This window comes from Pseudoxanthomonas sp. CCNWLW251, assembly GCF_037402255.1.
Classification (GTDB): domain Bacteria; phylum Pseudomonadota; class Gammaproteobacteria; order Xanthomonadales; family Xanthomonadaceae; genus Pseudoxanthomonas_A.
In genome coordinates this window covers 723,791-743,728 of the sequence record NZ_JBBEGA010000002.1, presented here as the reverse complement: position 1 = coordinate 743,728, position 19,938 = coordinate 723,791, and the positions used below count along the sequence as shown (strand labels likewise).

Genomic DNA, 19,938 nt, shown 5'->3' with positions numbered 1-19,938 from the left:
ACCATGGCCGGAAGCATCTTCCATCGCAAGCGGCGCAAGCTGAAATCCGAGATCAACGTCGTCCCCTACATCGACGTGATGCTGGTGCTGCTGATCATCTTCATGGTGACCGCACCGCTGCTCACGCTGAGCGTCGACGTCAAGTTGCCGTCATCCAACGCGAAGGCGGTGGAGACGCGCAACGAACCGGTGATCGTCATTGCCTACCCCGACGGCCGGTACGGCCTGAAGTTGCCCGAAGCCAAGCTGCCGGAAGTGCTGGACGCGGCAGCGCTGGAAGCCAAGGTTGCGGCGATCCGCGCGCAGCAGGGCGATGAGCTCCGCATCATGGTCGCGGCCGAAGGTGCAGCGCCGTACCAGAAGGTGCTCGACGCGATGGATGTGCTGCGGCGCGCGAAGGTGGGCAATGTCAGCCTGATGACCAACGCGGGTGGCAATGCACGCTGAAGTCCTCCAGCGCCAGCGGCCCGTGCAGGACGAAGGGCTGGGCAGGGCGGTGGCATGGGCCATCGGCCTGCATGTGCTGTTGCTCGTGCTGTTGCTGGTGTCGCCGTTCCTGACCTGGGACCGTGATCGCCTGAATGCGGCAGGCTCGCAGGCGATGGAAGCCACGCTTGATGTGTCCGCGGCCGACCAGCGTGCGGTCGCACAGGCACTCGATTTCCAACCGGAGCCGATGCCCGAACCCGTGCAGGAGCCGGCCCCCGAGGACACCATCCCGCCACCTCAGCCGATCCCCGAACCGGCCCCGCAGGATGCGCCGGTCGAGCGTCAGGCGCAGGCCCAGGAGCGCGTGCCGGTGCCGGATACGGTCGACCAGGACGAAGCCCGCCGCGATGCCATCTCGCAGGAGAAGGCCCGCCAGGAGCAGGAAGCCAAGCGGCGCCAGGAGCAGATCGACCTGACGGAGCGCAAGCGGCAGGAGCAGGCCGAGCAGCAGCGCCGCCTCGCCGCGCAGCAGGAAGAAGATCGCCAGAAGCGCGTGGCCGCCGAAACGCAGCAGAAGGCGGCGGATCAGAAGCGGTTGGAGGAGATCCGCCGCCAGCGCGCCCAGGCCGCGCGCGAGGCCCAGTTGGCCGAACAGAAACTGCGCCAGCTCGCGGATGCGCGTGCGCGCCAGGCGGCGGGCGCAGCGGCCTCCACGCCTGCACCGGCGACCGGCCCCGCAGGTACTGGCGGGACCGACGAAGACCTGCGTGGCCGCTATGCCGCCGCTATCCAGGAGGCGGTGTTGCGCCAGTGGACGCGCCCGGAATCGGTGCCGGTGGGCACGCGCTGCCGCGTGGTGATCCGCCAGCTGCCCGGCGGTGACGTGGTCAGTGCCGAGGTGCAGCCCGGCTGTGCCATGGACGCCGCCGGGCAGGATTCTATCGAGCGTGCGGTCCTGAAGGCCCGGCCATTGCCCTACCAGGGCTTCGAATCCGTGTTCGCCCGGACACTTACCCTGAATTTCGAGGCCCGCGACCGCTGACTTCACGCGGCGTTTCGCTGCCCTCCGTTCACAATTGTTAAAACGTTCACGCGCGGGCTGGTATCCCTTTGCCGCCCCGCACAACCGCAGAGTCGCTGCCCATGAAGAAACCGCTGCGCTGGTTCGCCCTGTTCCTGTTCACGCTGGTGCCCGCCCTGGCGTCCGCCCAGCAGCAAGGGCTCGAGATCGACATCATCGGCGGCAATGCCTCCGCCCTGCCCATCACCGTGGTGCCGATGCCCTACCAGGGCAGTGCGGGCACGCCGCCGACGGATGTCTCGGCCGTGGTGCGCGCCGATCTGGAGCGTTCGGGTGCATTCCGCACGCTGCCCGAAGCCAGCATCACCGAGCGCCCGACGCGCGGTGGCGAAATCCAGTACCCGACATGGCGCGCGCTGCGCCAGGACTACATTGTGGTCGGCCGGGTCGTGGATGCGGGCGATGGTGGATATCGCGTGGAGTACGAACTGTTCGATGTCGCCAAGCAGGAGCGCATGCTCGGCCTGGCGATGACGGCCCGCTCGAACGCCTTGCGTGATGTCGCCCACCAGATGGCCGATGCCATCTACGAGAAGATCCTCGGCGTGCGTGGCGCGTTCTGGACGCGCATCGCCTACATCACCGCCGCCGGTACCGGCAAGGCCACGCGTTACGCGTTGATGGTGGCCGATTCGGACGGCTTCAATCCGCAGACCGTGGTCCGCTCCGCCGAGCCGCTGCTGTCGCCTTCATGGAGTCCCGACGGCCGCAAGCTGGCCTACGTCAGCTTCGAGAGCGGCAACTCGGCGATCTACATCCAGGATATTTCGACGGGTGCGCGCGAGAAGGTGTCCGGCTTCCGCGGCATCAATGGCGCCCCCTCGTTCTCGCCGGATGGCCGCCAGCTGGCACTCACCCTGTCGCGCAGCGGGAATCCCGAGATCTACGTGATGGACCTCGGCAGCCGGTCGCTGCGCCAGCTGACCAACACCTCGGCCATCGACACCGAGCCGGTGTGGAGTCCCGATGGCAGCAGCATCTATTTCACCTCCGACCGCGGCGGCCGCCCCCAGATCTACCGCGTGCCCGCCGGTGGCGGCAGTGCGAGCCGGGTGAGTTTCGACGGCAGCTACAACGCGACCGCCAGCGTGTCGTATGACGGCAAGAAGATCGCGGTGGTGCAGGGTGCGGGCAACAACTACCGCATCTCGCTGATGGACAGCAGCCTGGGTGGCGCGCGCTGGTCGTCGCTGTCGCCGGGCTCGCTGGACGAATCGCCCAGCTTCGCCCCCAACGCCAGCATGGTGCTGTACGCCGCGCGCGAAGGCGGGCGGGGCGTGTTGTACGCGGTCTCCGCCGATGCGCGCGTACGCCAGCGTCTGGTCGTGGCCAACGCCGATGTGCGCGAGCCGGCGTGGTCGCCCTATCGCACCGTGCGTTAAGTTTCTGTCTACAATGTCCGTTCCCTTGACCCCCCGTTTTATCGACGAAGGAATCACCATGAACAACACCGCCCGTGTTCTGATGCTGTCCCTGATGTCCGTTGCCGTGCTGGCAGGCTGCAAGAAAGCCGTCAAGCCGGAAGCGCCGACCGACACCACCACGACGACGCCGACCACCCCGACCACGCCGACCACCTCGGGCGTCTACGGCCCGAACGACCTGGACACCGACGCCTGCCTGCGCCAGCGCGTGGTCTACTTCGACCTCGACCAGGACGCCCTGAAGCCGGAGTTCCAGGCCATCATGGGTTGCCACGCCAAGTACCTGCGTGACCGTCCGTCCTCGCGCATTTCGCTGGAAGGCCACGCCGACGAGCGCGGCAGCCGCGAGTACAACCTGGGCCTCGGCGAGCGCCGCGGCAACGCGGTGAACTCGGCCCTGCAGGCCAGCGGTGGCTCGGCCGCCCAGCTGACCGTGGTCAGCTACGGCGAAGAGCGTCCGGTCTGCACCGATTCCAGCGAGTCCTGCTGGTCGCAGAACCGTCGCGTCGAGATCGTGTACACGGCGAAGTAAGCCGTCATCGCCACGATGATCGCGAAGAAGTACATGCTGGTACTGGCGGCGGCCCTGGTGGCCGCCGCTCCCGCCCAGGCGCAACGCGTCAGCCTGGCTGACCGCGTTGCGGCGCTGGAAGCGAAGGCCAACAACCCGCAACAGAACCTCGACCTGCTCAACAAGCTCACGCAGCAGGAAGCGGAGTTGCGCGAACTGCGTGCGCAGCTGGAACAGCTGCAGAACGAGAACGAGCAGCTCAAGCAGCGCGGCCGCGACCAGTATCTCGACCTGGACGGTCGCCTCAACCGCCTCGAGGGCGGTACTGCGCCGGCCCCCGTCGGTACCACGCCTGCCAGCCCGCCCCTCGGTAGCCAGGCTCCCGCATCGCCGCCGGCCACTGTGCCGGCGCCCGCCGCCGTAGCCACCGCCGAGCCGCCGCCCAGCGTCCATGGCGACATGGGGGCGATGTCCGCTGCCGGCGATGAGCGCACCGCGTACAACGTCGCCTTCGACCGCCTGAAAGCGGGCGAGTACGCCGATGCCGCGCAGCTGTTCACCAGCTTCCTCCAGCTCTACCCCGGCGGCGTGTACGCGCCCAACGCCCTGTACTGGCTGGGCGAGAGCTATTACGTCACCCAGAACTACGCGTTGGCTGCGGACCAGTTCCGTGCGTTGCTGGCGCAGTATCCGACCCACGACAAGGCGCCCGGTGCATTGCTGAAGATGGGCCTTTGCGACTACGGCCTGGGCAAATTGCCTGAAGCCGAGCGCATCCTCGGCGAGGTCGTCGCCAAGTATCCGGGCACCGATGTCGCCCGCACCGCCGACGACCGGCTGCGCGCCATCCAGCTCGGCCGCCTGCGCTGAAGAAACGCCGTCTCCGGCCCCACCTGGGGCCGCCGGGCCGGCAGGGCGTATCATGCGCACCCCATGAATGACGCCGCCCGCCCCAGCGAGATCGTCCAGTCCCCGCTGGAACGCCTCAAGATCACCGAGATATTCCTCTCCCTGCAGGGAGAGGCGAATGCGGTCGGCTGGCCGACGGTCTTCGTCCGTCTGACCGGCTGCCCGCTGCGCTGCCAGTATTGCGACACGGCCTACGCCTTTCATGGCGGGCAGTGGCGCGAGATCGACGACATCGTGGCCGAGGTCGCCCGCCATGGCGTCCGCCACGTCTGCGTGACCGGCGGCGAACCGCTCTCGCAGAAGCGCTGCCTGCTGCTGCTGAAGAAGCTCTGCGATGCCGGCCATGACGTCTCGCTCGAAACCTCTGGCGCTATCGACATCGCCGATGTGGATCCGCGCGTTTCGCGCGTGGTGGACCTGAAGACACCCGGCTCCAGGGAAATGGCCCGCAACCGGCTGGAGAACCTGCCGCAGCTGACCGCGCGCGACCAGGTCAAGTTCGTGCTCTGCGGCCGCGCCGACTACGAGTGGGCGCGCGGGATGGTCGCCGAGCACCGCCTGGCCGAGCGTTGCGACGTGCTGTTCTCGCCCAGCAAGTCCGAACTGGAGCCGCGTGAGCTCGCCGACTGGATCATCGCCGACCGCCTGCCGGTACGCTTCCAGATGCAGTTGCACAAGCTGCTGTGGAACGACGAGCCGGGGCGGTGATCCCTAGAGGTTGCCGTCATCCCAGCGCACGCCGGGATCCATTCGCTCTTCGCTTGGACAATGAGCGGACGCAACGGCAACATGGATCCCAGCGTGCGCTGGGATGACGAGCCTGATCCCCGGCCCCGTAACCTTCATAACGAATCGCGTACCCCATGAAAAACGCCGTCGTCCTTCTCTCCGGTGGCATGGATTCCGCCGTCGTCGTCGCCATCGCCCGCGAGCAGGGTTTCGCCGTGCACGCGCTGAGCGTGCGCTATGGCCAGCGGCACACCTCGGAACTGGATGCCGCCGCGCGCGTCGCCGCCACGCTCGGTGCCGCTGCGCACAAGACCGTGCACGTCGACCTGCGCAGCATCGGTGGCTCGGCGCTGACCGACGACATCGACGTGCCGGAAGCCGGCGGCCCGGGCATTCCGGTGACCTACGTGCCGGCGCGCAACACCATCATGCTGTCTGTCGCGCTGGGCTGGGCCGAGGTGCTGGGCGCCAGCGACATCTTCTGCGGCGTCAATGCGGTGGACTACTCGGGCTATCCCGACTGTCGCCCGGAGTTCATCGAAGCATTCGAGACGCTCGCCAACCTGGCCACCAAGGCGGGTGTCGAGGGGGCGGGCCTGCGCATCCAGGCGCCGCTGCTGCACATGAGCAAGGCCGATATCGTGCGCGAGGGCATGCGGCTGGGCGTCGACTTCGCGCAGACCGTGTCCTGCTACCAGGCCGACGGGCAGGGCCGCGCCTGCGGCCACTGCGATGCGTGCCGCCTGCGTGCCGCCGGCTTCGCCGATGCCGGCGTGGCGGACCCCACGCACTACGCGTGAACCGGGCGGGTTTCGCCCCATCGCGGGCGATGCGTTAGAATGCGCATCCCGGTGCAAGGCCGGGATGCGTTCCCGGGCCGTTAGCTCAGTCGGTAGAGCAGAAGACTTTTAATCTTTTGGTCGAAGGTTCGAATCCTTCACGGCCCACCACGCACATCAAAGACTTACGAGCTTCGCGGTGCGCGCTCCGTAAAGATCCTCCGTAAAAATCAGCTGCGGCGAGAGGTTTCTCGCGAGGGAGGGGCGCGGTAACGTGCGCCCATGCCCGCCGCTATCCCGACACCCGACCACGACGATCCGAAGGAACTCTATGCCTTCGCTGGGCTCGCGCTCTACGCGGCCAATTTACTGGAGACAAGCCTAATCAACCTGGCGGCAGGACTGCGGCTGGCGAAGGAGCCGGCAATCATCCGGGAGGTGTTCGCAGATACCTTCCAAGGCTTGGAGGCTAAGACGCTGGGCCGACTGTTGAAGGCAGCGCGTCTGCTCATACCTGTCGCACCCGACTTGGACAAGTTGCTGGACGATGCTCTAGCAAGGCGAAACTACCTCGCGCATGCTTTTTTTCGGGAGCACGCGGCCGAGCTGATGCACGGTGGCGGGAAGCGGCACATGCTGTCCATGCTGATTGACATGATCGACCTGTTCCAGCGGGCGGATGAGCAAGTGACCCCGTTGTATGAGCAGGTATGGCTGACCCTTGGCGTGACGCCGGAATTCGTGGAACGTGAGACGGCGGCAATGGTTCGCGAAATGGACGATCACTACGGCCCAGATCCGCGCCGCGTTAGCTAGGTAGCGTCGGAAGGTTTCACACGTGGCACACTGAGGTCGTAGACCTTCATCATGGCCGGGCTGACGCCCAGCGCCGTCTGCTTGTCAGCGACGTTGCCGGCGGTGTCGGTGCCGCCTTTGCGCTTCAAGTCGTGGAGGCTGAAGCGCTGCTCGTCGATGATCACACGATCTCGGATAGCGGCCTTGATCAGGCGCTGCCAGGCGCTGTCTAGGCCGTCCTTGGTCAGAGGCTCGCCGTCCTCGGAAAGGAACAGGAAGCGGGCTTCCGGGCGCAGCTGGAGCGGTTGCCGACGGCGCTCGATGACGGCGGCGCGGTGGGCTAGTGCTGCGTCCCACGCGGCGCGCAAGCGCGGAGTCCATTCCACGACGTTGTTGCGACTGCCCTTGCGGCGATCGGTGCGGATGCCGTCGGCTTCGCCTTGGGCTTCCACCAGTGTGACGGTCTCGATGCCGCGCAGCCGGCACAGGTAGCTCAGCTCGGCCACCATCCAGAGGTACGGCGGCTGCGATCCCTTGGAATGCGGCACCAGCGCGCCGCGCGTCCGTGCGTACTCCACGACGGCGGCGTAGACCTCGGGCGTGGGCAGACGGCGGCGCTTGCGTTCTCTGGCCTGCTCGATGCCCTTGGCCGGGTTGTGAGTCAAACCGAGGTGCGGGCCGGCCCACTTGAACACGCGGCGCAGGTACCGCAGCACCTGGTTGGCCTTCGTGGGATGGCCCTGCTTTACGATCCTCTCGTGCAAGCGCTGCACGTTGGTCTGCGTCAGCCGGGCAGCCACCAGCGCGCCGAACTTCACGCCGATCGCTGTTGGGAACTGCTCCACCACCGCTCGCGCCTGGCGATAATTGCGCTGGGTTCCGGGCGCCAGCTCATTGAAGCGGGCGCTGTCCTCGAAGCTGGCCAGCACCCAGGTGACGGTGCCGTGCTTCGGGCCGCCGTCACGCTCCTCGACTAGGTGATGCAGCTCGGACAGCTTGGCTGTCGGGCCCGCGATCGTCTCGCGCGCGGGCCGACCTTCTTTGCGGACGAACACGTACCACCGGCCGCGCCCGGTGGGATCCCAGTACACGCCGGCCGGAAGCGCGGCCTGGTCGATGTGGGCCGGGATGGAGGGGTTGTGCTTGCGAGCGCGACCGCGAGGAGCCATAGCGTCAGACTACATCCGGGCCGTAGGCGCCCGCATCTTCGTTGGCCGGCCGCACGCCCAGCGCCCGGTTCAGCGCGTCCAGCGTGGTCCACACGCCGCCCCGGCATGGCTTGACCGGTACGCCCGTTTTCTCGGCCCACTGCTCGACGTCAGCGCGCCTGGTGTAGCCGCTGATCTGCTGCAGGTCGGAGAATTCGAGGACAGGGCCGATCACTTGGGGTCTCCAGGCGCTTGTGTGCACCCGCTGGCCAGCCACGCGGTGACCACGCGTCCAACCTTGCACTTGCTGCTGTCCCCTTGCCCGGCCAGCGACTTGGCCATCGAGGCTCGCGCGGCGTCGATGGCTTCCTCGCGCGTCGGCCGCAGCGTGTCCCGCCACTTCAACGACGGCGCGAACCCGGATCCGCACTCCGAAAGGCTGTACGAGTAGGCGAACAACCAGCCACCCTCAGGGATATGCACGAGGCGGATTTCTGCGACCGGGATTCGGCGCATGACGGCTCCACCGACGTCGTACTGCTTGCGGGTGGCGGAGCAGGCGAGCACCTCGTCGGGTTCGAAGACGCCGTGCTCGTTCGGCCGCGGCGGCGCGCCGAGGGCGCGGTACTCGCACTCCGTGAACAGTTCGGCCTGCGTCGATGAGATCACCGTTCCGTGTTGGCGCTGAGAAATCATGTGCGAATCTTCAGCGTGATGCGCCTGGCAGACAGGCGGTGATGGAAGCGGCGCGGGGCCGCGGCGGTGCGAAGCCACGGAAAGCGCCGGCGGATGGCCGTGCGCAGGCGGTGGCTGTTGGCGTGCTGCAGGTGGCCGGCGTAGCTGGACACCACGCAGCGGATGCGGGCGAGATCGTTGGGTGTGGCGCGGATGCGGCCGCCAGCGACGTGGGTGCCTTCCCACTCGGCCAGTGCCTTGCGCAGGTGAGCGATGACACGCGGCCGCGCCAGCGTGTGTGTGGGGTAGATCACGTAGCCGAGGAAGTCCAGGCCATCGGTCAGGTGGCGCAGGCGGATCTCGGGCTTGAGCGAGAGTCGCAGCTCGGTGGCGAGGAACTGGACGATCTGCGTCTGCCAGCGCTCAAGCTGCGCGCGGTCGTGGTGGAACAGCACGAAGTCGTCGACGTAGCGCAGGTAGCGCTGGGCCTTGAGCACGTGCTTGGCGAACTGGTCCAGCGCGTCCAGGTAGACGTTGGCGAAGAACTGGGACGACAGGTTGCCGATCGGCAGGCCGCAGCCCGGCCGGGCGTTGGCCAGCCGCTTGTGTGGCGGCACCTGCGCCAGCTCGTCGGCTGTCGCACGAACCTGCACGCCAGCCTTGCCCGGATCGTGGCGTAGCAGCGCATGTGCCACGCGCAGCGCTTGATCGGGCAGTCCGGCGCGCTTCAGGCGCGGCTTGAGCATGCGCCACAAGGTGGTGCGGTGGATGCTGTTGAAGAAGTTGTGGATGTCCAGCTGCAGGTAGTAGCCGCCGCCTTGGCCGCTGTGCACTTGCCGGGCGAACGCCTGCGCACGCCTCACCGCCGCGTGCGTGCCCTTGCCGCGCCGGTTGGCGAAGCTGTCGTGGATAAACCGCGGCTCGCAGACAGCCTCGAGCTGCGGCACCAGCCAGTGGTGCACGATGCGGTCGGCGAAGTCCGGTGCGTGGATCTCGCGCGCCTTCGGGCGTGTGGCGATGAAGCAGGTGGATGGGCGTGGCGACCATGTGCCCGTGAGGATCTCGCGTTCGATCTGGAGCAGCCCGTCCATCCACCGGTCATCGAAGCGCAGCTGGTTGTGGCTGGGCACCTTCTGCCGGCGTGCGCGCTTCCATGCGTAGTACAGCCCCTGCAGCAGCGAGGGCTTCCGTTCCCCTTGAAACTCACCGACGCGGCGCACGGCCAACGCGAACCCGGAGTTGTTGCGGTGGTTGTTGTTGACGTTGCCGTTGTTGAAGTTGACGTTCCACGCGGACGCCGAGGACCAGGCGGCCGCCTCCCCATACACTTGCGACCAGGCCACGCAGCCCGGATGTGGGTAGCGTGGCTTCGTCATCGATTGGCCCCCGCAGAGGCGGTATGGGTACTCAGTTTCTGGCCACGCTGCGGGGCGGCACGACCGCCGCCCGCATTCTGGGCTTGAGGGGAAAGCTGGCGGTTCCACCCGCCGACCTGCGCGCCGAGCTCTTCAGCCTGGCGTGCGAGGTGCTCGAAGTGACGGAAGCTGCGGAAGGCCTTGATCAGCTTGGCCGTCTGCATGTGCTGCTTGAGCTCGTCGACGGCCCACATCAGCTGCCCGACCCAACGGCGACGGTGCGCCTGGTCGCGCCATGCGCGCGAGGCCAGCTGCACCACGGTGCTGGCCGCACGCCGCAGGTCGCTGCCGATCTGGTACTTGTGGTAGCGGTCGAAGCCGCGCACGAACTGCTCGATGTCCACGAGCAAACGCTGTGCGGCCTTGATGATCGGCGGTGGCTGGTAGCGGGACGTCATCGGTCAGATCAGGTCAAAGGGGCCAATTACTGACCGACGCGGCGCACGGCCAACGCGAACCCGGAGTTGCTGCGGTGGAGGCCGCCGACGTCGCCGCTGACGAAGTCGACGCCCCACGCGGACGCCGAGGACCAGGCGGCCGGGGTCTTGCTCCAGTACCAGTCGCTCTGGATGTCGCGGAAGAACGCCGTGTCGATGGCCGGGTCATACCGATCGCGGTCGATCAGCAGCTGCAGCTCGTCGATGGTGGGCAGGTCCCAGTCGGTCGCGCCCAGCAGGTCCAGCGCCACGGCCTGCGCCTGCAGCGACTCCTGGTCGGTCTCCTCCTCGTTGATCTGGGTGGCGGTGAAGATCAGGCCCTGCTCGGGCAGCTTCACGGCGACCCAGTCGGTCGCGTCGGCGGGCAGTTCCTGGCCATCGGCGGCCAGCTTGATGAGGGTGGGCTTTTTCATGGTGTGTGCTCCTGGATGGAAGGGCAAAGGGGCCAACTACTGACCGACGCGGCGCACGGCCAACGCGAACCCGGAGCCGTAGCGGTGGCTGTCGCCGACGCTGCCGCCGTAGAAGCCGAGCCACGCGGACGCCGAGGACCAGGCGCAGGGCGTGCTGGTCCAGTGCCAGCGCGGCTTCACGCGCGGGAAAAGGTTGGTGTCGATGGCGGGCTCGTGCCGCGTGTCGTCGACCAGGCTGGCCAGCTGTGCGCGCGTAGGCAGGAACCAGTCCTCGTAGCCCAGCAGCGTGTATTCCCGTGCCAGCTCGACACACTTGTCCTGCGACATGCCGCTGTCTTCGTCGTTCGGATCGCCCAGCGACTCGACGGACCACATCAGGCCCGCATGGTGATCGATCACCGCGACATGGGTGTCACGCGGATCCTCGGCGGACACTTCTGTGTCGTCGGCGAGGACCTTGCTGAAGCGCGCGCCGGTGGCCTGCGCCTTGGCTTGGGTCACCGCCTCGCTTACGAGCTCAGCGACGGCGTTGCGGTCGACGTTCACCTTCAGCGGGGCCACGACCGGGCGGCCGGAGTTGGCTTCGGGCTGCGGGTGCAGGTTGAGCGTCACGTGTTCGGCGTGGATGGTGATGTTGTCCATGGCGTGGTCCTCAGTGGCGCCGGTCGGTCGGCGTGATGGCGTGCTGGGGCATGGCGCGATCAGGGATCGGCTTGCCCTGGTCGGCGAGCTGCGTCTCAAGCACCTCGATGTACTGCTGGTCGGCACGCCACTGCTTTTCAAGGCGCTCGAAGTGGTTGGCGTCGATGGGCAGGCCTTTGCCTTCGGCGGCGTTCGCAAGCGCGCCGAGGGCGTCGGGTCCGGTCAGTTCTTTGGGCATTCGGGTTCTCCAGGCGGTGGTTGGTCCTTCGCCAGGTGCAGCTGGATGCGTTCCAGCAGCAGGCGAGGGCAGTGGTGGTCGGGTAGGTCGTGGAAGACGCGCTCGGCGTCTCGCAGAAGCTGGTTGGCGCGCCTCAGTTGCTTGCCCAGGCGCGGGGCGGACGGCGTGGTCATTCCTCTTCGTCGGACAGCCGCCGTCGCTTTTGCTCGCGGTTCTGCCGCTTGATCATCAGCAGCTTGGCGCGCTCGATGGCCTTCATGGACTTGCCCTCGCGGATGGGCGTGTTGCCGAGCACCTCGATGGTGTTGCCCTTCTTCTTGAGAAAGCGCTGGAGGTCGCCGGCGATCGCGTCGCTCTCGGCCTGCTTCTGACGGCTGCGGGGCGGCAGGATCATCCTTGGCGACTCCGCTGCGGGCACTCCGGATAGGCGCACGGCGCGCCGTCGGTTTGTGTGCAACCCGGCTGCAGGCAGCGCTCAGCGCAGGACCAGTTCCGCCAGCGAAGGTGATCGAGGAAGCGGGTCATCAGGCTGCGCTGGATCTTCGCCGCGACATCCTGCGCGTTGCGCAGCTGTCGATTGATGAGGTCCTCGCACTCACGGCACACCTGCTTCACGCGGTCCGTCTGGTAGATGCTGAGCAGGTCAACGAGCGGCAGGCCAGTGCGGCCGCAGGTATCACAGGCCATTGCGGCCTCCCGCCTGCGCCAGCTCCTGCGCGCTACGCACGCCGGCATCGGTCAACGTGATGCGGGTGGGGAACTCGGGCTCGTCGAAGGTCACCAGGCCGGCGTCGAGCAGGCGGTTGACGGTGCGGCGGGTGAAGGCCTGGAACAGCTTCGGGCCGCTGTGGCGCACGGTGGACGTGCCCAGGGCGACGTACCCGCCGCAGGCGCGCTGCAGCGTGTGGGAAGGCGTGGCGATGGCGGCGAGCAGGGCGTCGCGCATCTTGGGTTGCAACTCGGGCATGTCAGCTCCAGCGGCCGCCGGCAGCGGCCAGGGTGAGGACGATCAGGGTGGCCAGCAGCAGCCAGCCGATGGCACCGGCCGCGCGCAGGCGCGTGCGGGTGGGCGGGGTGAAGTCGGGCGTGGTGTGCTGGATGCTCTCCAGCGCGCCGAGGAAGGGCGTGCGCTTCATGCGACACCTGCCTGCAGGGCGGCGTGCACGTCCTGGATCTCGGCATCGCATGCGTCGCGCACGGTCAGCCACAGGCGCTTGCGGTCTTCGTCGCGCACCAGGCGCAGTCGCTTGAGGTTGTCCAGCGATGCCTGGTGGGCCATGGCGACGGCATCGGCGCGCTGCTGCAGCGTGATGCCGTGCTCGTCGGCACTGGCCTCGGCGTCGGCCAGTTCGCAATCATGGCGGCGGGTGACCAGCACGACGAGCAGGATGTGGAGCGCGACTGCAGTCGCGGCAAGGATGGTGGTGATCATGCGTGGCTCCTGGGTGCGACGGCCCACCGGCTGCTGGGCTCGATGTCGCGATTGCCTTTGACGATGCGCACTCCAATGCAGGCCGAGCACGGGTGGTGGTCGCAGGCGCTGTGGTCCTGCAGGTGCAGGTAGGGCGGCAGCGTGGCGTTGGCCGCGTCGCGGCGGCGGTCGAAGGCGGGGGCTTCGTTCATAGCCGACCACCACATGCCGTTACCCGTGCGCGAATATCGGTGCGAAGTAGAGGGCCCGCACTGGCACGGATCGCCTGGTAGTCGGTCGACTGCCAGTTGATCTGGAGCGCCTCCATGAAGGCCGCCAGCTCGCAAGCGGCCTCAGCGCTGGGGACGTGACGGGCCACGGCTATGCCGGTGAGCGAATGTGTCAGCGTGAAGCCGTAGTACTCACCACCCACGTCCTGAGTCTGATGGTTCCCGTAGACAGTTCGGTGGACGTGAAAGCTGCCGATTCGGATTGCATCCTTGACCCAGCCGCGATAGTCGGGGGCGCCGTCGACAGACTCGAACTGCACCATGACACCGGCGCGCTGGAGGTCCGCGCCTGCGTTCATGCCGCACCGCCTTGCGCACACTCGGCCTGCCTACGCAGCAGCCGGATGTGGCTGGCCACGTAGTTGCCGGTGCGGCCGTGCTGGTTCTCGGAGATCACCAGGCGCGTGGCGTCGCGGCGCAGGTTGGGAAGGCCAGCGCGATCCAGCTCACGGTGGGCGCGGCGCACGGCTTCCAAGTCGATCGCGAAGGCGGCCATCAGCGCGCCTCCCTGGCCAGTTCGCGGGCACGGACTTCCTCGCGCTCGCTGCGGACGTGCAGGCGCGGCACGTGGCGGCGGTTGTGGCCCGCGCGCAGCTGTTCGGCATGCGCGTGGTCATGGTTGCTGCAGGTGCGCAGGCAGCGCGCAGCGGCGTGCGGAAGCGGGACCAGCGTGTCGGTCTGCTGGTCGTCGGACGGCGTATGGGCGTCGAACATGGCAGCGTCTCCGGTCAGGTAGGCAGAGGGGCCAATTACTGACCGACGCGGCGCACGGCCAACGCGAACCCGGAGCCGTAGCGGTGGTAGCTGACGACGCCGCCGTAGTCGAAGTAGACGTACCACGCGGACGCCGAGGACCAGGCGCACAGGTCGCTGGTCCAGAACCAGCCGCCCTTGATGTCGGGAAAGGCCTCGGTGTCGATGGCCGGGTCGAATTTGGTGATGTCGACCAGCGTCAGCAGCTCGGCGCGGGTGGGCAGGCGGAAGCCGCCGCCCACGAGGGCCACGGCTTCGCAGGCGTCGATGGCCTGCTGGTGTTCGTAGCGACCGGCCAGCGGCTTGCGCAGCCATTCCAGGCTGGTGGTCGTGTCGACGACGGTCAGGCTGGTGGCGGCGTCGCCGGTGGGGTAGGTGAAGCGGGCTTCGGCATTGGACATGGCGCTCTCCGGATGAAGGGAGGGCGCCGGCGGGTCAGTGCCTATGGCCTGGGGAGGGGCCGGTCAGCGGCCGGAAGGGGAGGTCCGGCAGGGTGGCGACCCGCCGGTCGCCCGCCAGCTGGTGGGCTGGCGGGATGGACGATAAGCCGTCTTAGCTTCGCATGTCAAGAGGGCTTAGCATTGCTCGCACTTAGCGCGCGGCGGGGGTATCCGGCGGGTCGCATCCCTCCTGGACGCACTGCTCCAAAGTGACAAAGTGGTCATGCAAACGCTCGACCAGCTCGTCGTCGAGCGAGGAAATGCTGACCGCGTCGTGGTTGTCCAGGAATCGCTGGATTTCCCTCGTCCAGCCGTACCAGATCGCAATGCGATTGACATTGCGAACTCGTCGAGCGCGCGGAGAGGTGTCGTGATCGGGGAGCGGGTCGTTCTCCGCGAACGCTTGGTATCGGCGCCAAGCATCTGTCTCTTCAACGGACGGCGCCACGGTGGTTTGAGGCACGGCTTCGCTCAGCAGTTGCCGAAGGCGACTGACCTTCTCACGCGACATGGACTTCCCCTTTGGCGGCGCTTACGCCGCCGCTGCTTGGACGAAGCGCAGCACCTTCGCCCGTTGCATTCCCTCGATGAGCAGATCGTGTGCGAGAAGCGTGACTTCTGCTCGTTTTGCGGGTGGCAACTGCAGTCCTCGCTCGTCAAGGACTTCCGCTACCAGCTGGAAAGCGACTGTCCATTCTTCGAGTTGCACCGGTTGAGATTGATATGACGCCTGCGGCTCGGCGATCGATCTGGCGTCTGCAGTCCATGGTTCGGGCTGGCCGGTAAGCAACTGATGACCGCTTAGGTCCACGGCGTTGGCGATCGCGAACAGCTGCGCAGCCTTGACGTGATCCGGCAGAACGCGGTCGTGCATGTAGTTGCCGACCGTCTCGGGGGAAGTTCCCGCCCTACGGGCGAGTTCGGCCTGAATGAGACCCTTCCGCTCCATGGCGGACCTCAGACGGCTTCCTATGGTGGGCTTCGTCATAGTAAAGCCAGCTTAGCGACTGACGTGCCAAGCGGGCTTGACGTTTAAGCTAAGACGGCTTAGCCTCCACGTCCCATGAGCCAGCTGACAAAGAAATTCGTTCGCGAACGCCTGGGCCTGGAGAGCGACGCTGCCCTGGCCAGGATGTTCAACGTGTCCCGGGCAGCGGTGGCGCAATGGGGCGAGGACGACCCACTGCCCGAGCCACGGCGGACGTGGCTGCATCTCCACATGGCGGACAAATTTCCGCTGGGGCAGACCGCCGAACGGGAGGCCCGCTGACATGCCGCGTGCCCGTCGCAATCTCTCGCAATCCGAAATTCTCTCCATGGTCCTGAGCACCAGCGACGCCAAGCGCCTACGCGGTGAGTGGCCGGAAGACCGGCGGCGGGATTCAGTCTCGTCCACGGCGATGTTCCTGTGGTTGGCCCTTGCCCTTGCCCTGACCCTGCTGGCCTTGGCCGGTACGTTTGTGTGGGAGGCCGTGCGATGGGCCGAACAGGACTGCGATGACGGCGCCTGGTCCGGTGCGCGTGTGGAATGCGCGCAACGCGGTGAACACGAAGCGCGTGGGGAAGGGAAGGATGTTGGGCATGGCGCGCAGTCTGCTGCGCCGCGTGGGGGTAGCGCATGAAGCCCATGCGTCAGTTCCTGCCCCCGCGACAGTCCGTTGTCTACGGACATACGCGTCGCATGCTGGATCAGACCGCGACCAACTATCAGTCCTTCGCCATGGCGTTGGCCGACAGCTACCTGAGCAGCGTGGCGCCGGACGTGCGCGGCGTTCCGTTCCGCCTCGGCGACGACCCGTCCGCCGACATGAAGCACAACGCGCAGATCCTGCGCCGCTATCTCGACGGCACCGTCAAGGCGCTGCCGGCCGACTTGGAAGACGCGTGGGTGATGGCATTGCCGGAGCCCTATCGCGGTGAGTGCGAACGTGACCTGTCGCGGCGCCGTGGCCTGTTGGTCGTGCATCAACTGCAGACCGACGAGGCGGGGGAGGCGGTGGGTCTTGCGCGGCTGCTGCTGGAGTTCGGGCAGTTCGTCGAGGCCCTTGGCCCCGCGCTCGCAGATGGCCGCATTAGTGAAGCCGACGCGCAGTTCGCGCGCCGCATCCTCAACGAATCCGACGACCTGATCAGCGCCGTGTTGAGCGTGCGGCGACAGGTACAGAACATCCTTCCGGGGGCATAGTCGCATGGACAGGGGGACTCACTACCGCCCGCTCGTACCGGGCTTGCCGAATGCACGCCGCTATGTGCCCGGACTGCTGGCTGCGATGGCGGCGCTGTACGACGATGCTCTGCCGGTGCTGACGCACGAAGAGGCGCTGGCCGAGCGCGAGCGGATTCGATGCGAGGATGAAGCGCGCCGATCGGGACAGGGTGTCTTGCCGTTGCGAGGTAGCCCGTGAGCGTGAGCCGTTGCATGCACCACGCCATGGCCATCGCCCAGCAGCCGCGAGCTGGCTGGGGTGAGGCGAGCGAGAAGCTCCCCGAGATCTGCCCGAACACCGACTGCACGGGTGGAAAGGGTTGCAGGGAGCGCGTGCGGGATTACCTGCGCACGCAGTACCGCATGCAGTCCAGGCGCGACGCCAACCGTCGCGGGACGGTGCGCACGTGAGCCGGCAAGATCTGGACGTCGAAGCGCTCAAGGCCGGCGTTGACCTGGTTGCCGTAGTCGGGCGTTACGTGCAGTTGCGAAAGCAGGGACGTGAGTACGCAGGCCTGTGTCCGTTCCACGCCGAGAACAGCCCGTCTTTCACCGTCAACCCCGGCAAGGGTTTCGTGCATTGCTTCGGCTGCGGGGCACATCACGACGTGATCGGCTTCCTGATGCACATCACGGGATGCGACTTCAAGGAGGCGTGCGTGCAGCTCGGCGCGCGGGAGTTCTCGTCGGCGCGCGATGGGGTGCGGATTGAGGTCGAAGCGCCCCTCGACGTGACCTGGGTGCCGCTGATGCCAGTGCCTGTTGATGCCCCGGAGATCATGTCGACCGGTGGCTGGACGGTGCCGATCTGGAATCCGAAGCGAGGACGCGTGACGCGCCTCAAGCCCACCCGATTGGATGCGTACCGCGATGCCAGCGGCGAGCTGCTGGGATACGTGCTGCGCGCCGACATTGTCGATCGCGCCACCGGCAAGACGAAGAAGTGGACGCCGCAGGTGACCTGGTGCGTGGGACCAGATGGCAAGCGTCAGTGGTGCCTGCAGCACTTCCCGCGCCCGCGTCCGCTGCTTGGCCTCGACGACCTGGCGGCGCGACCGCAAGCGCCCGTGTTGGTCGTGGAGGGCGAGAAATGCCGCGCGGCTGGCGCTGGCGCGTGGCCGCAATACGCGGTGGTCAGCTGGCCCGGCGGAAGCCATGGCGTCGCGAAGGCCGATTGGTCTCCCTTGGCGGGCCGTGATGTTGTGCTGTGGCCCGATGCGGATGCTGCCGGCGACAAGGCCATGCGGGGCTGGAGCAACGATGGCGGCGCCTACCAGCCAGGCATCGCGCAGCTTGCGGCGCGGGTGGGCGCTCGTTCCATTCGCATGATCGATACGGCCGGCCGGCCGCACGGCTGGGACGTCGCCGACGCCCTCGAAGTTGAGGGATGGACGCCACGTCAGCTGGCGGCGTGGGCGGCGGGTCGTGTGATCGAACTGAACGTGGTGCGCCCTGGCGCGCAGCCGTCAGCAGGGCAGGCATGACATTGGCGGCACGTAAATCCATGACGGTCATCGACGGCGGAAAGGGCAGTGGCCCACCGGACGGCGGTGCACCAGACTCGAATGCATGGGTGCAGCAGCTCACGCGAAACCGTGACGGCAACGTCGAGGGTACGCTGCACAACCTGCTGCTGATCCTGGAGAACGACGAGCGCTTGGCTGGGCTGTGGTGGCTCAATGAATCCAGCAACCAGGTGGTGCTCTCCCGCGATCCGCCCTGGAAGGGGGGCAATCGCGACGAGTTCACCGACGCGGACAGTTGCGAGCTGGCGGCATGGCTGCAAGATCCCGACACGTACTGGGTGAAGTGCGGCGATGAGACCGTGCTCAAGGCGGTCATCGCCGTGGCGCGCCGGCATCGCCGGCACCCGATCCGTGAATACCTCACCGGCCTGAAATGGGATGGACAGATGCGTGTCGAGCGCATGCTGGTGGATCTTTTCGGTGCGCCAGACAACGCCTACAGCCACGGCGCAGCCCGATGTTTCATGGTGGGTGCCATCGCGCGCGTCCTCTGGTTCGACGCCAAGCAGCCCTTCGTGGGTGCGCAGGTGGACTTCATGCTGGTGCTGGAGGGCGAGCAGGGCAAGCGCAAGTCGAGCGCGCTGCGGGCGCTGTTCGGCAGCAATTGGTTTGTGGAGACATCCGAATCGCCCAGCGGCAAGGACTTCTACCAGGTCATCCAGGGATGCTGGGGTGTCGAGATCGGGGAGATGGACAGCTTCTCAAAGGCGGACGTGACCAGCGTCAAGACCGCCATCACCCGACGGGTGGACAAGTTCCGTGCGCCGTACGAGCGTGTGCCGCGATCCTATCGACGTGAGTGCGTGTTCGCCGGTACGACGAACGAGCACCAGTACCTGCGCGATCCGACCGGTGGTCGGCGCTTCCTGCCTGTGCGTACGGACGGGGAGGTGTTGATCGACGAGATCTCACGCCAACGTGACCAGCTGTGGGCCGAGGCTGTCCACCTCTTCGATGAGGGGGCGCCATGGTGGGATCTGCCCGCAGACGCGGCAGACGAACAGGCGGCGCGGTACGTGGGCGACAGCTGGGAGGATCGAGTGGAGCGGTGGGTCGATGGCCGCGCGGCAGAGGAGCGCTATCCGACACGGCTCAAGTTCAGTGCGGGTAAGCCCGAGTGGGTCACCACTGACGAGATTCTGTGTCATGCCATCGGCATGGACGCGGCCAAGCATGGCCGGCCGGAACAGATGCGCGTGGCCAACATCATGCGGTCGCTGGGGTTCGAGCATCACCGTGAGCGATGGCCGGACGGCGGGCGAGAGAGGCGCTGGTTCCGCGCGAGCGTAGACGTCAAGACCTGGATCGCTGATCAGAGGGGCAAGCTTGCCCAGGGAGGTGAGGATGCGCCGGACTTCTGACCCAACCTCCTGCGATCTGTCCCGACCTGCCCAACCTCGTGTCCCGACCTCGAGCGTTACGCCGTGGGCGTTGCCCAACCTGCCCAACCTTTCTCGCGTGCACGCATGGGGATTGCGCCGCCATTCCTTCGATCACAACAACTCAAACAGGTTAGGCAGGTTGGTCAGGTTGGGACAGTCATTGTGCCGCAAGGGTTTCGGGTGTCCCAACGTAGTCGTTGTGGTCGGGCAGGTTGGGCGCGCGTCGTGTTCCACGGGAATCCAGCGGGGCGGGCGGAGGTCGGACAGGCCGTTCATTCCGTTCAGCTTCGGCCGCGGCTGCGGGT

The 19,938-nt window shown here is 67.0% G+C and carries 35 protein-coding genes and 1 tRNA gene; 15 read left to right on the top strand and 21 right to left on the bottom strand.

Features of this window, described 5'->3' with window-relative positions; translation table 11 throughout:
* Nucleotides 1–3: 3 nt before the first annotated feature.
* From WBN46_RS10585 to WBN46_RS10545, 9 genes are all read left to right on the top strand, one after another.
* On the top strand, nt 4–447 hold the full coding sequence (locus tag WBN46_RS10585; RefSeq protein WP_337731474.1) for an ExbD/TolR family protein: 444 nt from the start codon (nt 4–6) through the stop codon (nt 445–447).
* Complete coding sequence (gene tolA / locus WBN46_RS10580; protein WP_337731473.1) at nt 437–1,471, top strand: cell envelope integrity protein TolA; 1,035 nt, start codon at nt 437–439, stop codon at nt 1,469–1,471. The genes WBN46_RS10585 and tolA overlap by 11 nt, the downstream gene beginning before the upstream one ends.
* 101 nt (nt 1,472–1,572) lie before the next feature.
* Entirely contained in the window at nt 1,573–2,892 is a 1,320-nt protein-coding gene (tolB, locus tag WBN46_RS10575) for a Tol-Pal system beta propeller repeat protein TolB (RefSeq protein ID WP_337731472.1), read from the top strand.
* A 58-nt stretch (nt 2,893–2,950) separates the two neighbouring features.
* On the top strand, nt 2,951–3,466 hold the full coding sequence (gene pal, locus WBN46_RS10570) for a peptidoglycan-associated lipoprotein Pal (RefSeq protein WP_192201974.1): 516 nt from the start codon (nt 2,951–2,953) through the stop codon (nt 3,464–3,466).
* Between the two features lie 15 nt (nt 3,467–3,481).
* The gene (gene ybgF / locus WBN46_RS10565; protein ID WP_337731471.1) at nt 3,482–4,315 is read left to right on the top strand and encodes a tol-pal system protein YbgF; all 834 of its coding nucleotides are present in this window, start codon (nt 3,482–3,484) and stop codon (nt 4,313–4,315) included.
* A gap of 63 nt (nt 4,316–4,378) precedes the next feature.
* Nucleotides 4,379–5,062 carry a 7-carboxy-7-deazaguanine synthase QueE gene (gene queE / locus WBN46_RS10560; protein ID WP_337731470.1) on the top strand — a complete coding sequence of 228 codons (684 nt, stop codon included), beginning with the start codon at nt 4,379–4,381 and terminating at the stop codon, nt 5,060–5,062.
* 155 nt (nt 5,063–5,217) lie between these two features.
* Nucleotides 5,218–5,883, top strand: coding sequence for a 7-cyano-7-deazaguanine synthase QueC (gene queC / locus WBN46_RS10555; protein ID WP_337731469.1), 666 nt, complete (start codon nt 5,218–5,220; stop codon nt 5,881–5,883).
* Between the two features lie 74 nt (nt 5,884–5,957).
* A tRNA-Lys gene (locus WBN46_RS10550) sits at nt 5,958–6,033 on the top strand.
* A 111-nt stretch (nt 6,034–6,144) separates the two neighbouring features.
* The gene (locus WBN46_RS10545) at nt 6,145–6,678 is read left to right on the top strand and encodes a hypothetical protein (RefSeq protein WP_337731468.1); all 534 of its coding nucleotides are present in this window, start codon (nt 6,145–6,147) and stop codon (nt 6,676–6,678) included.
* On the opposite strand, the gene WBN46_RS10540 is transcribed toward WBN46_RS10545, so the two are convergent.
* From WBN46_RS10540 to WBN46_RS10440, 21 genes are all read right to left on the bottom strand, one after another.
* Nucleotides 6,675–7,712 (bottom strand): integrase, encoded by a 1,038-nt coding sequence (locus WBN46_RS10540; RefSeq protein WP_337731467.1) that lies wholly within the window; start codon nt 7,710–7,712, stop codon nt 6,675–6,677. The genes WBN46_RS10545 and WBN46_RS10540 overlap by 4 nt on opposite strands.
* 118 nt (nt 7,713–7,830) lie before the next feature.
* Nucleotides 7,831–8,040: a hypothetical protein gene (locus WBN46_RS10535; RefSeq protein WP_337731466.1), complete on the bottom strand. Its 210-nt coding sequence runs from the start codon at nt 8,038–8,040 to the stop codon at nt 7,831–7,833.
* A complete protein-coding gene (locus tag WBN46_RS10530; RefSeq protein ID WP_337731464.1) occupies nt 8,037–8,501 on the bottom strand; it encodes a hypothetical protein in 465 nt (154 codons plus the stop codon). Before WBN46_RS10530 ends, WBN46_RS10535 begins: the two co-directional genes overlap by 4 nt.
* Nucleotides 8,498–9,856 (bottom strand): reverse transcriptase domain-containing protein, encoded by a 1,359-nt coding sequence (locus WBN46_RS10525; protein ID WP_337731463.1) that lies wholly within the window; start codon nt 9,854–9,856, stop codon nt 8,498–8,500. Before WBN46_RS10525 ends, WBN46_RS10530 begins: the two co-directional genes overlap by 4 nt.
* Nucleotides 9,853–10,293, bottom strand: coding sequence for a four helix bundle protein (locus tag WBN46_RS10520; RefSeq protein WP_337731462.1), 441 nt, complete (start codon nt 10,291–10,293; stop codon nt 9,853–9,855). The genes WBN46_RS10525 and WBN46_RS10520 overlap by 4 nt, the downstream gene beginning before the upstream one ends.
* A gap of 26 nt (nt 10,294–10,319) precedes the next feature.
* Nucleotides 10,320–10,745, bottom strand: a complete 426-nt coding sequence (locus tag WBN46_RS10515; RefSeq protein ID WP_337731461.1) for a DUF1566 domain-containing protein — start codon at nt 10,743–10,745, stop codon at nt 10,320–10,322.
* 36 nt (nt 10,746–10,781) lie between these two features.
* Complete coding sequence (locus tag WBN46_RS10510) at nt 10,782–11,387, bottom strand: DUF1566 domain-containing protein (RefSeq protein WP_337731460.1); 606 nt, start codon at nt 11,385–11,387, stop codon at nt 10,782–10,784.
* A gap of 10 nt (nt 11,388–11,397) precedes the next feature.
* The gene (locus WBN46_RS10505; protein WP_337731459.1) at nt 11,398–11,625 is read right to left on the bottom strand and encodes a hypothetical protein; all 228 of its coding nucleotides are present in this window, start codon (nt 11,623–11,625) and stop codon (nt 11,398–11,400) included.
* On the bottom strand, nt 11,610–11,798 hold the full coding sequence (locus WBN46_RS10500) for a hypothetical protein (RefSeq protein WP_241046256.1): 189 nt from the start codon (nt 11,796–11,798) through the stop codon (nt 11,610–11,612). Before WBN46_RS10500 ends, WBN46_RS10505 begins: the two co-directional genes overlap by 16 nt.
* Nucleotides 11,795–12,019: a hypothetical protein gene (locus WBN46_RS10495; protein ID WP_337731458.1), complete on the bottom strand. Its 225-nt coding sequence runs from the start codon at nt 12,017–12,019 to the stop codon at nt 11,795–11,797. The genes WBN46_RS10500 and WBN46_RS10495 overlap by 4 nt, the downstream gene beginning before the upstream one ends.
* Nucleotides 12,016–12,312, bottom strand: a complete 297-nt coding sequence (locus WBN46_RS10490; RefSeq protein ID WP_337731457.1) for a hypothetical protein — start codon at nt 12,310–12,312, stop codon at nt 12,016–12,018. Before WBN46_RS10490 ends, WBN46_RS10495 begins: the two co-directional genes overlap by 4 nt.
* Nucleotides 12,302–12,592 carry a hypothetical protein gene (locus WBN46_RS10485; RefSeq protein ID WP_337731456.1) on the bottom strand — a complete coding sequence of 97 codons (291 nt, stop codon included), beginning with the start codon at nt 12,590–12,592 and terminating at the stop codon, nt 12,302–12,304. Before WBN46_RS10485 ends, WBN46_RS10490 begins: the two co-directional genes overlap by 11 nt.
* A 1-nt stretch (nt 12,593) precedes the next feature.
* The gene (locus tag WBN46_RS10480; protein WP_337731455.1) at nt 12,594–12,761 is read right to left on the bottom strand and encodes a hypothetical protein; all 168 of its coding nucleotides are present in this window, start codon (nt 12,759–12,761) and stop codon (nt 12,594–12,596) included.
* A complete protein-coding gene (locus WBN46_RS10475; protein WP_337731454.1) occupies nt 12,758–13,057 on the bottom strand; it encodes a hypothetical protein in 300 nt (99 codons plus the stop codon). The genes WBN46_RS10480 and WBN46_RS10475 overlap by 4 nt, the downstream gene beginning before the upstream one ends.
* Nucleotides 13,054–13,248 (bottom strand): hypothetical protein, encoded by a 195-nt coding sequence (locus WBN46_RS10470; RefSeq protein ID WP_337731453.1) that lies wholly within the window; start codon nt 13,246–13,248, stop codon nt 13,054–13,056. Before WBN46_RS10470 ends, WBN46_RS10475 begins: the two co-directional genes overlap by 4 nt.
* Complete coding sequence (locus WBN46_RS10465) at nt 13,245–13,625, bottom strand: hypothetical protein (protein ID WP_337731452.1); 381 nt, start codon at nt 13,623–13,625, stop codon at nt 13,245–13,247. The genes WBN46_RS10470 and WBN46_RS10465 overlap by 4 nt, the downstream gene beginning before the upstream one ends.
* Nucleotides 13,622–13,822, bottom strand: coding sequence for a hypothetical protein (locus tag WBN46_RS10460; protein ID WP_337731451.1), 201 nt, complete (start codon nt 13,820–13,822; stop codon nt 13,622–13,624). The genes WBN46_RS10465 and WBN46_RS10460 overlap by 4 nt, the downstream gene beginning before the upstream one ends.
* Nucleotides 13,822–14,040, bottom strand: coding sequence for a hypothetical protein (locus tag WBN46_RS10455; RefSeq protein WP_337731450.1), 219 nt, complete (start codon nt 14,038–14,040; stop codon nt 13,822–13,824). Before WBN46_RS10455 ends, WBN46_RS10460 begins: the two co-directional genes overlap by 1 nt.
* A 35-nt stretch (nt 14,041–14,075) precedes the next feature.
* Complete coding sequence (locus tag WBN46_RS10450; protein WP_337731449.1) at nt 14,076–14,480, bottom strand: DUF1566 domain-containing protein; 405 nt, start codon at nt 14,478–14,480, stop codon at nt 14,076–14,078.
* A 190-nt stretch (nt 14,481–14,670) separates the two neighbouring features.
* Nucleotides 14,671–15,030: a hypothetical protein gene (locus tag WBN46_RS10445; protein WP_337731448.1), complete on the bottom strand. Its 360-nt coding sequence runs from the start codon at nt 15,028–15,030 to the stop codon at nt 14,671–14,673.
* 21 nt (nt 15,031–15,051) lie between these two features.
* The gene (locus tag WBN46_RS10440; protein WP_337731447.1) at nt 15,052–15,507 is read right to left on the bottom strand and encodes a helix-turn-helix transcriptional regulator; all 456 of its coding nucleotides are present in this window, start codon (nt 15,505–15,507) and stop codon (nt 15,052–15,054) included.
* Nucleotides 15,508–15,582: 75 nt separating this feature from the next.
* On the opposite strand from WBN46_RS10440, the gene WBN46_RS10435 reads away from it, so the two are divergent.
* From WBN46_RS10435 to WBN46_RS10410, 6 genes are all read left to right on the top strand, one after another.
* Nucleotides 15,583–15,789, top strand: a complete 207-nt coding sequence (locus tag WBN46_RS10435) for a hypothetical protein (RefSeq protein WP_337731446.1) — start codon at nt 15,583–15,585, stop codon at nt 15,787–15,789.
* A gap of 348 nt (nt 15,790–16,137) precedes the next feature.
* Nucleotides 16,138–16,704 carry a hypothetical protein gene (locus tag WBN46_RS10430; protein WP_337731445.1) on the top strand — a complete coding sequence of 189 codons (567 nt, stop codon included), beginning with the start codon at nt 16,138–16,140 and terminating at the stop codon, nt 16,702–16,704.
* Between the two features lie 4 nt (nt 16,705–16,708).
* The gene (locus tag WBN46_RS10425) at nt 16,709–16,924 is read left to right on the top strand and encodes a hypothetical protein (protein ID WP_337731444.1); all 216 of its coding nucleotides are present in this window, start codon (nt 16,709–16,711) and stop codon (nt 16,922–16,924) included.
* A 14-nt stretch (nt 16,925–16,938) separates the two neighbouring features.
* Nucleotides 16,939–17,136, top strand: a complete 198-nt coding sequence (locus WBN46_RS10420; protein WP_337731443.1) for a hypothetical protein — start codon at nt 16,939–16,941, stop codon at nt 17,134–17,136.
* On the top strand, nt 17,133–18,209 hold the full coding sequence (locus tag WBN46_RS10415) for a DNA primase (RefSeq protein WP_337731442.1): 1,077 nt from the start codon (nt 17,133–17,135) through the stop codon (nt 18,207–18,209). Before WBN46_RS10420 ends, WBN46_RS10415 begins: the two co-directional genes overlap by 4 nt.
* Before the next feature lie 20 nt (nt 18,210–18,229).
* On the top strand, nt 18,230–19,612 hold the full coding sequence (locus tag WBN46_RS10410) for a VapE domain-containing protein (RefSeq protein WP_337731441.1): 1,383 nt from the start codon (nt 18,230–18,232) through the stop codon (nt 19,610–19,612).
* Nucleotides 19,613–19,938 lie beyond the last annotated feature (326 nt).

What these genes read in the sequence shown, in the direction of transcription:
- WBN46_RS10490 (WP_337731457.1), bottom strand. Translation starts at nt 12,312, where the DNA reads ATGGCCTGTGATACCTGCGGCCGCACTGGCCTGCCGCTCGTTGACCTG.
- WBN46_RS10475 (WP_337731454.1), bottom strand. Translation starts at nt 13,057, where the DNA reads ATGATCACCACCATCCTTGCCGCGACTGCAGTCGCGCTCCACATCCTG.
- WBN46_RS10410 (WP_337731441.1), top strand. Translation starts at nt 18,230, where the DNA reads ATGACGGTCATCGACGGCGGAAAGGGCAGTGGCCCACCGGACGGCGGT.
- WBN46_RS10525 (WP_337731463.1), bottom strand. Translation starts at nt 9,856, where the DNA reads ATGACGAAGCCACGCTACCCACATCCGGGCTGCGTGGCCTGGTCGCAA.
- WBN46_RS10440 (WP_337731447.1), bottom strand. Translation starts at nt 15,507, where the DNA reads ATGACGAAGCCCACCATAGGAAGCCGTCTGAGGTCCGCCATGGAGCGG.
- WBN46_RS10470 (WP_337731453.1), bottom strand. Translation starts at nt 13,248, where the DNA reads ATGAACGAAGCCCCCGCCTTCGACCGCCGCCGCGACGCGGCCAACGCC.
- tolB (WP_337731472.1), top strand. Translation starts at nt 1,573, where the DNA reads ATGAAGAAACCGCTGCGCTGGTTCGCCCTGTTCCTGTTCACGCTGGTG.
- WBN46_RS10545 (WP_337731468.1), top strand. Translation starts at nt 6,145, where the DNA reads ATGCCCGCCGCTATCCCGACACCCGACCACGACGATCCGAAGGAACTC.
- queC (WP_337731469.1), top strand. Translation starts at nt 5,218, where the DNA reads ATGAAAAACGCCGTCGTCCTTCTCTCCGGTGGCATGGATTCCGCCGTC.
- WBN46_RS10450 (WP_337731449.1), bottom strand. Translation starts at nt 14,480, where the DNA reads ATGTCCAATGCCGAAGCCCGCTTCACCTACCCCACCGGCGACGCCGCC.
- WBN46_RS10585 (WP_337731474.1), top strand. Translation starts at nt 4, where the DNA reads ATGGCCGGAAGCATCTTCCATCGCAAGCGGCGCAAGCTGAAATCCGAG.
- WBN46_RS10435 (WP_337731446.1), top strand. Translation starts at nt 15,583, where the DNA reads ATGAGCCAGCTGACAAAGAAATTCGTTCGCGAACGCCTGGGCCTGGAG.
- WBN46_RS10530 (WP_337731464.1), bottom strand. Translation starts at nt 8,501, where the DNA reads ATGATTTCTCAGCGCCAACACGGAACGGTGATCTCATCGACGCAGGCC.
- WBN46_RS10455 (WP_337731450.1), bottom strand. Translation starts at nt 14,040, where the DNA reads ATGTTCGACGCCCATACGCCGTCCGACGACCAGCAGACCGACACGCTG.
- queE (WP_337731470.1), top strand. Translation starts at nt 4,379, where the DNA reads ATGAATGACGCCGCCCGCCCCAGCGAGATCGTCCAGTCCCCGCTGGAA.
- WBN46_RS10500 (WP_241046256.1), bottom strand. Translation starts at nt 11,798, where the DNA reads ATGACCACGCCGTCCGCCCCGCGCCTGGGCAAGCAACTGAGGCGCGCC.
- WBN46_RS10510 (WP_337731460.1), bottom strand. Translation starts at nt 11,387, where the DNA reads ATGGACAACATCACCATCCACGCCGAACACGTGACGCTCAACCTGCAC.
- tolA (WP_337731473.1), top strand. Translation starts at nt 437, where the DNA reads ATGCACGCTGAAGTCCTCCAGCGCCAGCGGCCCGTGCAGGACGAAGGG.
- WBN46_RS10505 (WP_337731459.1), bottom strand. Translation starts at nt 11,625, where the DNA reads ATGCCCAAAGAACTGACCGGACCCGACGCCCTCGGCGCGCTTGCGAAC.
- WBN46_RS10445 (WP_337731448.1), bottom strand. Translation starts at nt 15,030, where the DNA reads ATGTCGCGTGAGAAGGTCAGTCGCCTTCGGCAACTGCTGAGCGAAGCC.
- WBN46_RS10520 (WP_337731462.1), bottom strand. Translation starts at nt 10,293, where the DNA reads ATGACGTCCCGCTACCAGCCACCGCCGATCATCAAGGCCGCACAGCGT.
- WBN46_RS10425 (WP_337731444.1), top strand. Translation starts at nt 16,709, where the DNA reads ATGGACAGGGGGACTCACTACCGCCCGCTCGTACCGGGCTTGCCGAAT.
- WBN46_RS10485 (WP_337731456.1), bottom strand. Translation starts at nt 12,592, where the DNA reads ATGCCCGAGTTGCAACCCAAGATGCGCGACGCCCTGCTCGCCGCCATC.
- WBN46_RS10480 (WP_337731455.1), bottom strand. Translation starts at nt 12,761, where the DNA reads ATGAAGCGCACGCCCTTCCTCGGCGCGCTGGAGAGCATCCAGCACACC.
- WBN46_RS10495 (WP_337731458.1), bottom strand. Translation starts at nt 12,019, where the DNA reads ATGATCCTGCCGCCCCGCAGCCGTCAGAAGCAGGCCGAGAGCGACGCG.
- WBN46_RS10430 (WP_337731445.1), top strand. Translation starts at nt 16,138, where the DNA reads ATGAAGCCCATGCGTCAGTTCCTGCCCCCGCGACAGTCCGTTGTCTAC.
- ybgF (WP_337731471.1), top strand. Translation starts at nt 3,482, where the DNA reads ATGATCGCGAAGAAGTACATGCTGGTACTGGCGGCGGCCCTGGTGGCC.
- WBN46_RS10420 (WP_337731443.1), top strand. Translation starts at nt 16,939, where the DNA reads ATGCACCACGCCATGGCCATCGCCCAGCAGCCGCGAGCTGGCTGGGGT.
- WBN46_RS10515 (WP_337731461.1), bottom strand. Translation starts at nt 10,745, where the DNA reads ATGAAAAAGCCCACCCTCATCAAGCTGGCCGCCGATGGCCAGGAACTG.
- WBN46_RS10465 (WP_337731452.1), bottom strand. Translation starts at nt 13,625, where the DNA reads ATGAACGCAGGCGCGGACCTCCAGCGCGCCGGTGTCATGGTGCAGTTC.
- pal (WP_192201974.1), top strand. Translation starts at nt 2,951, where the DNA reads ATGAACAACACCGCCCGTGTTCTGATGCTGTCCCTGATGTCCGTTGCC.
- WBN46_RS10460 (WP_337731451.1), bottom strand. Translation starts at nt 13,822, where the DNA reads ATGGCCGCCTTCGCGATCGACTTGGAAGCCGTGCGCCGCGCCCACCGT.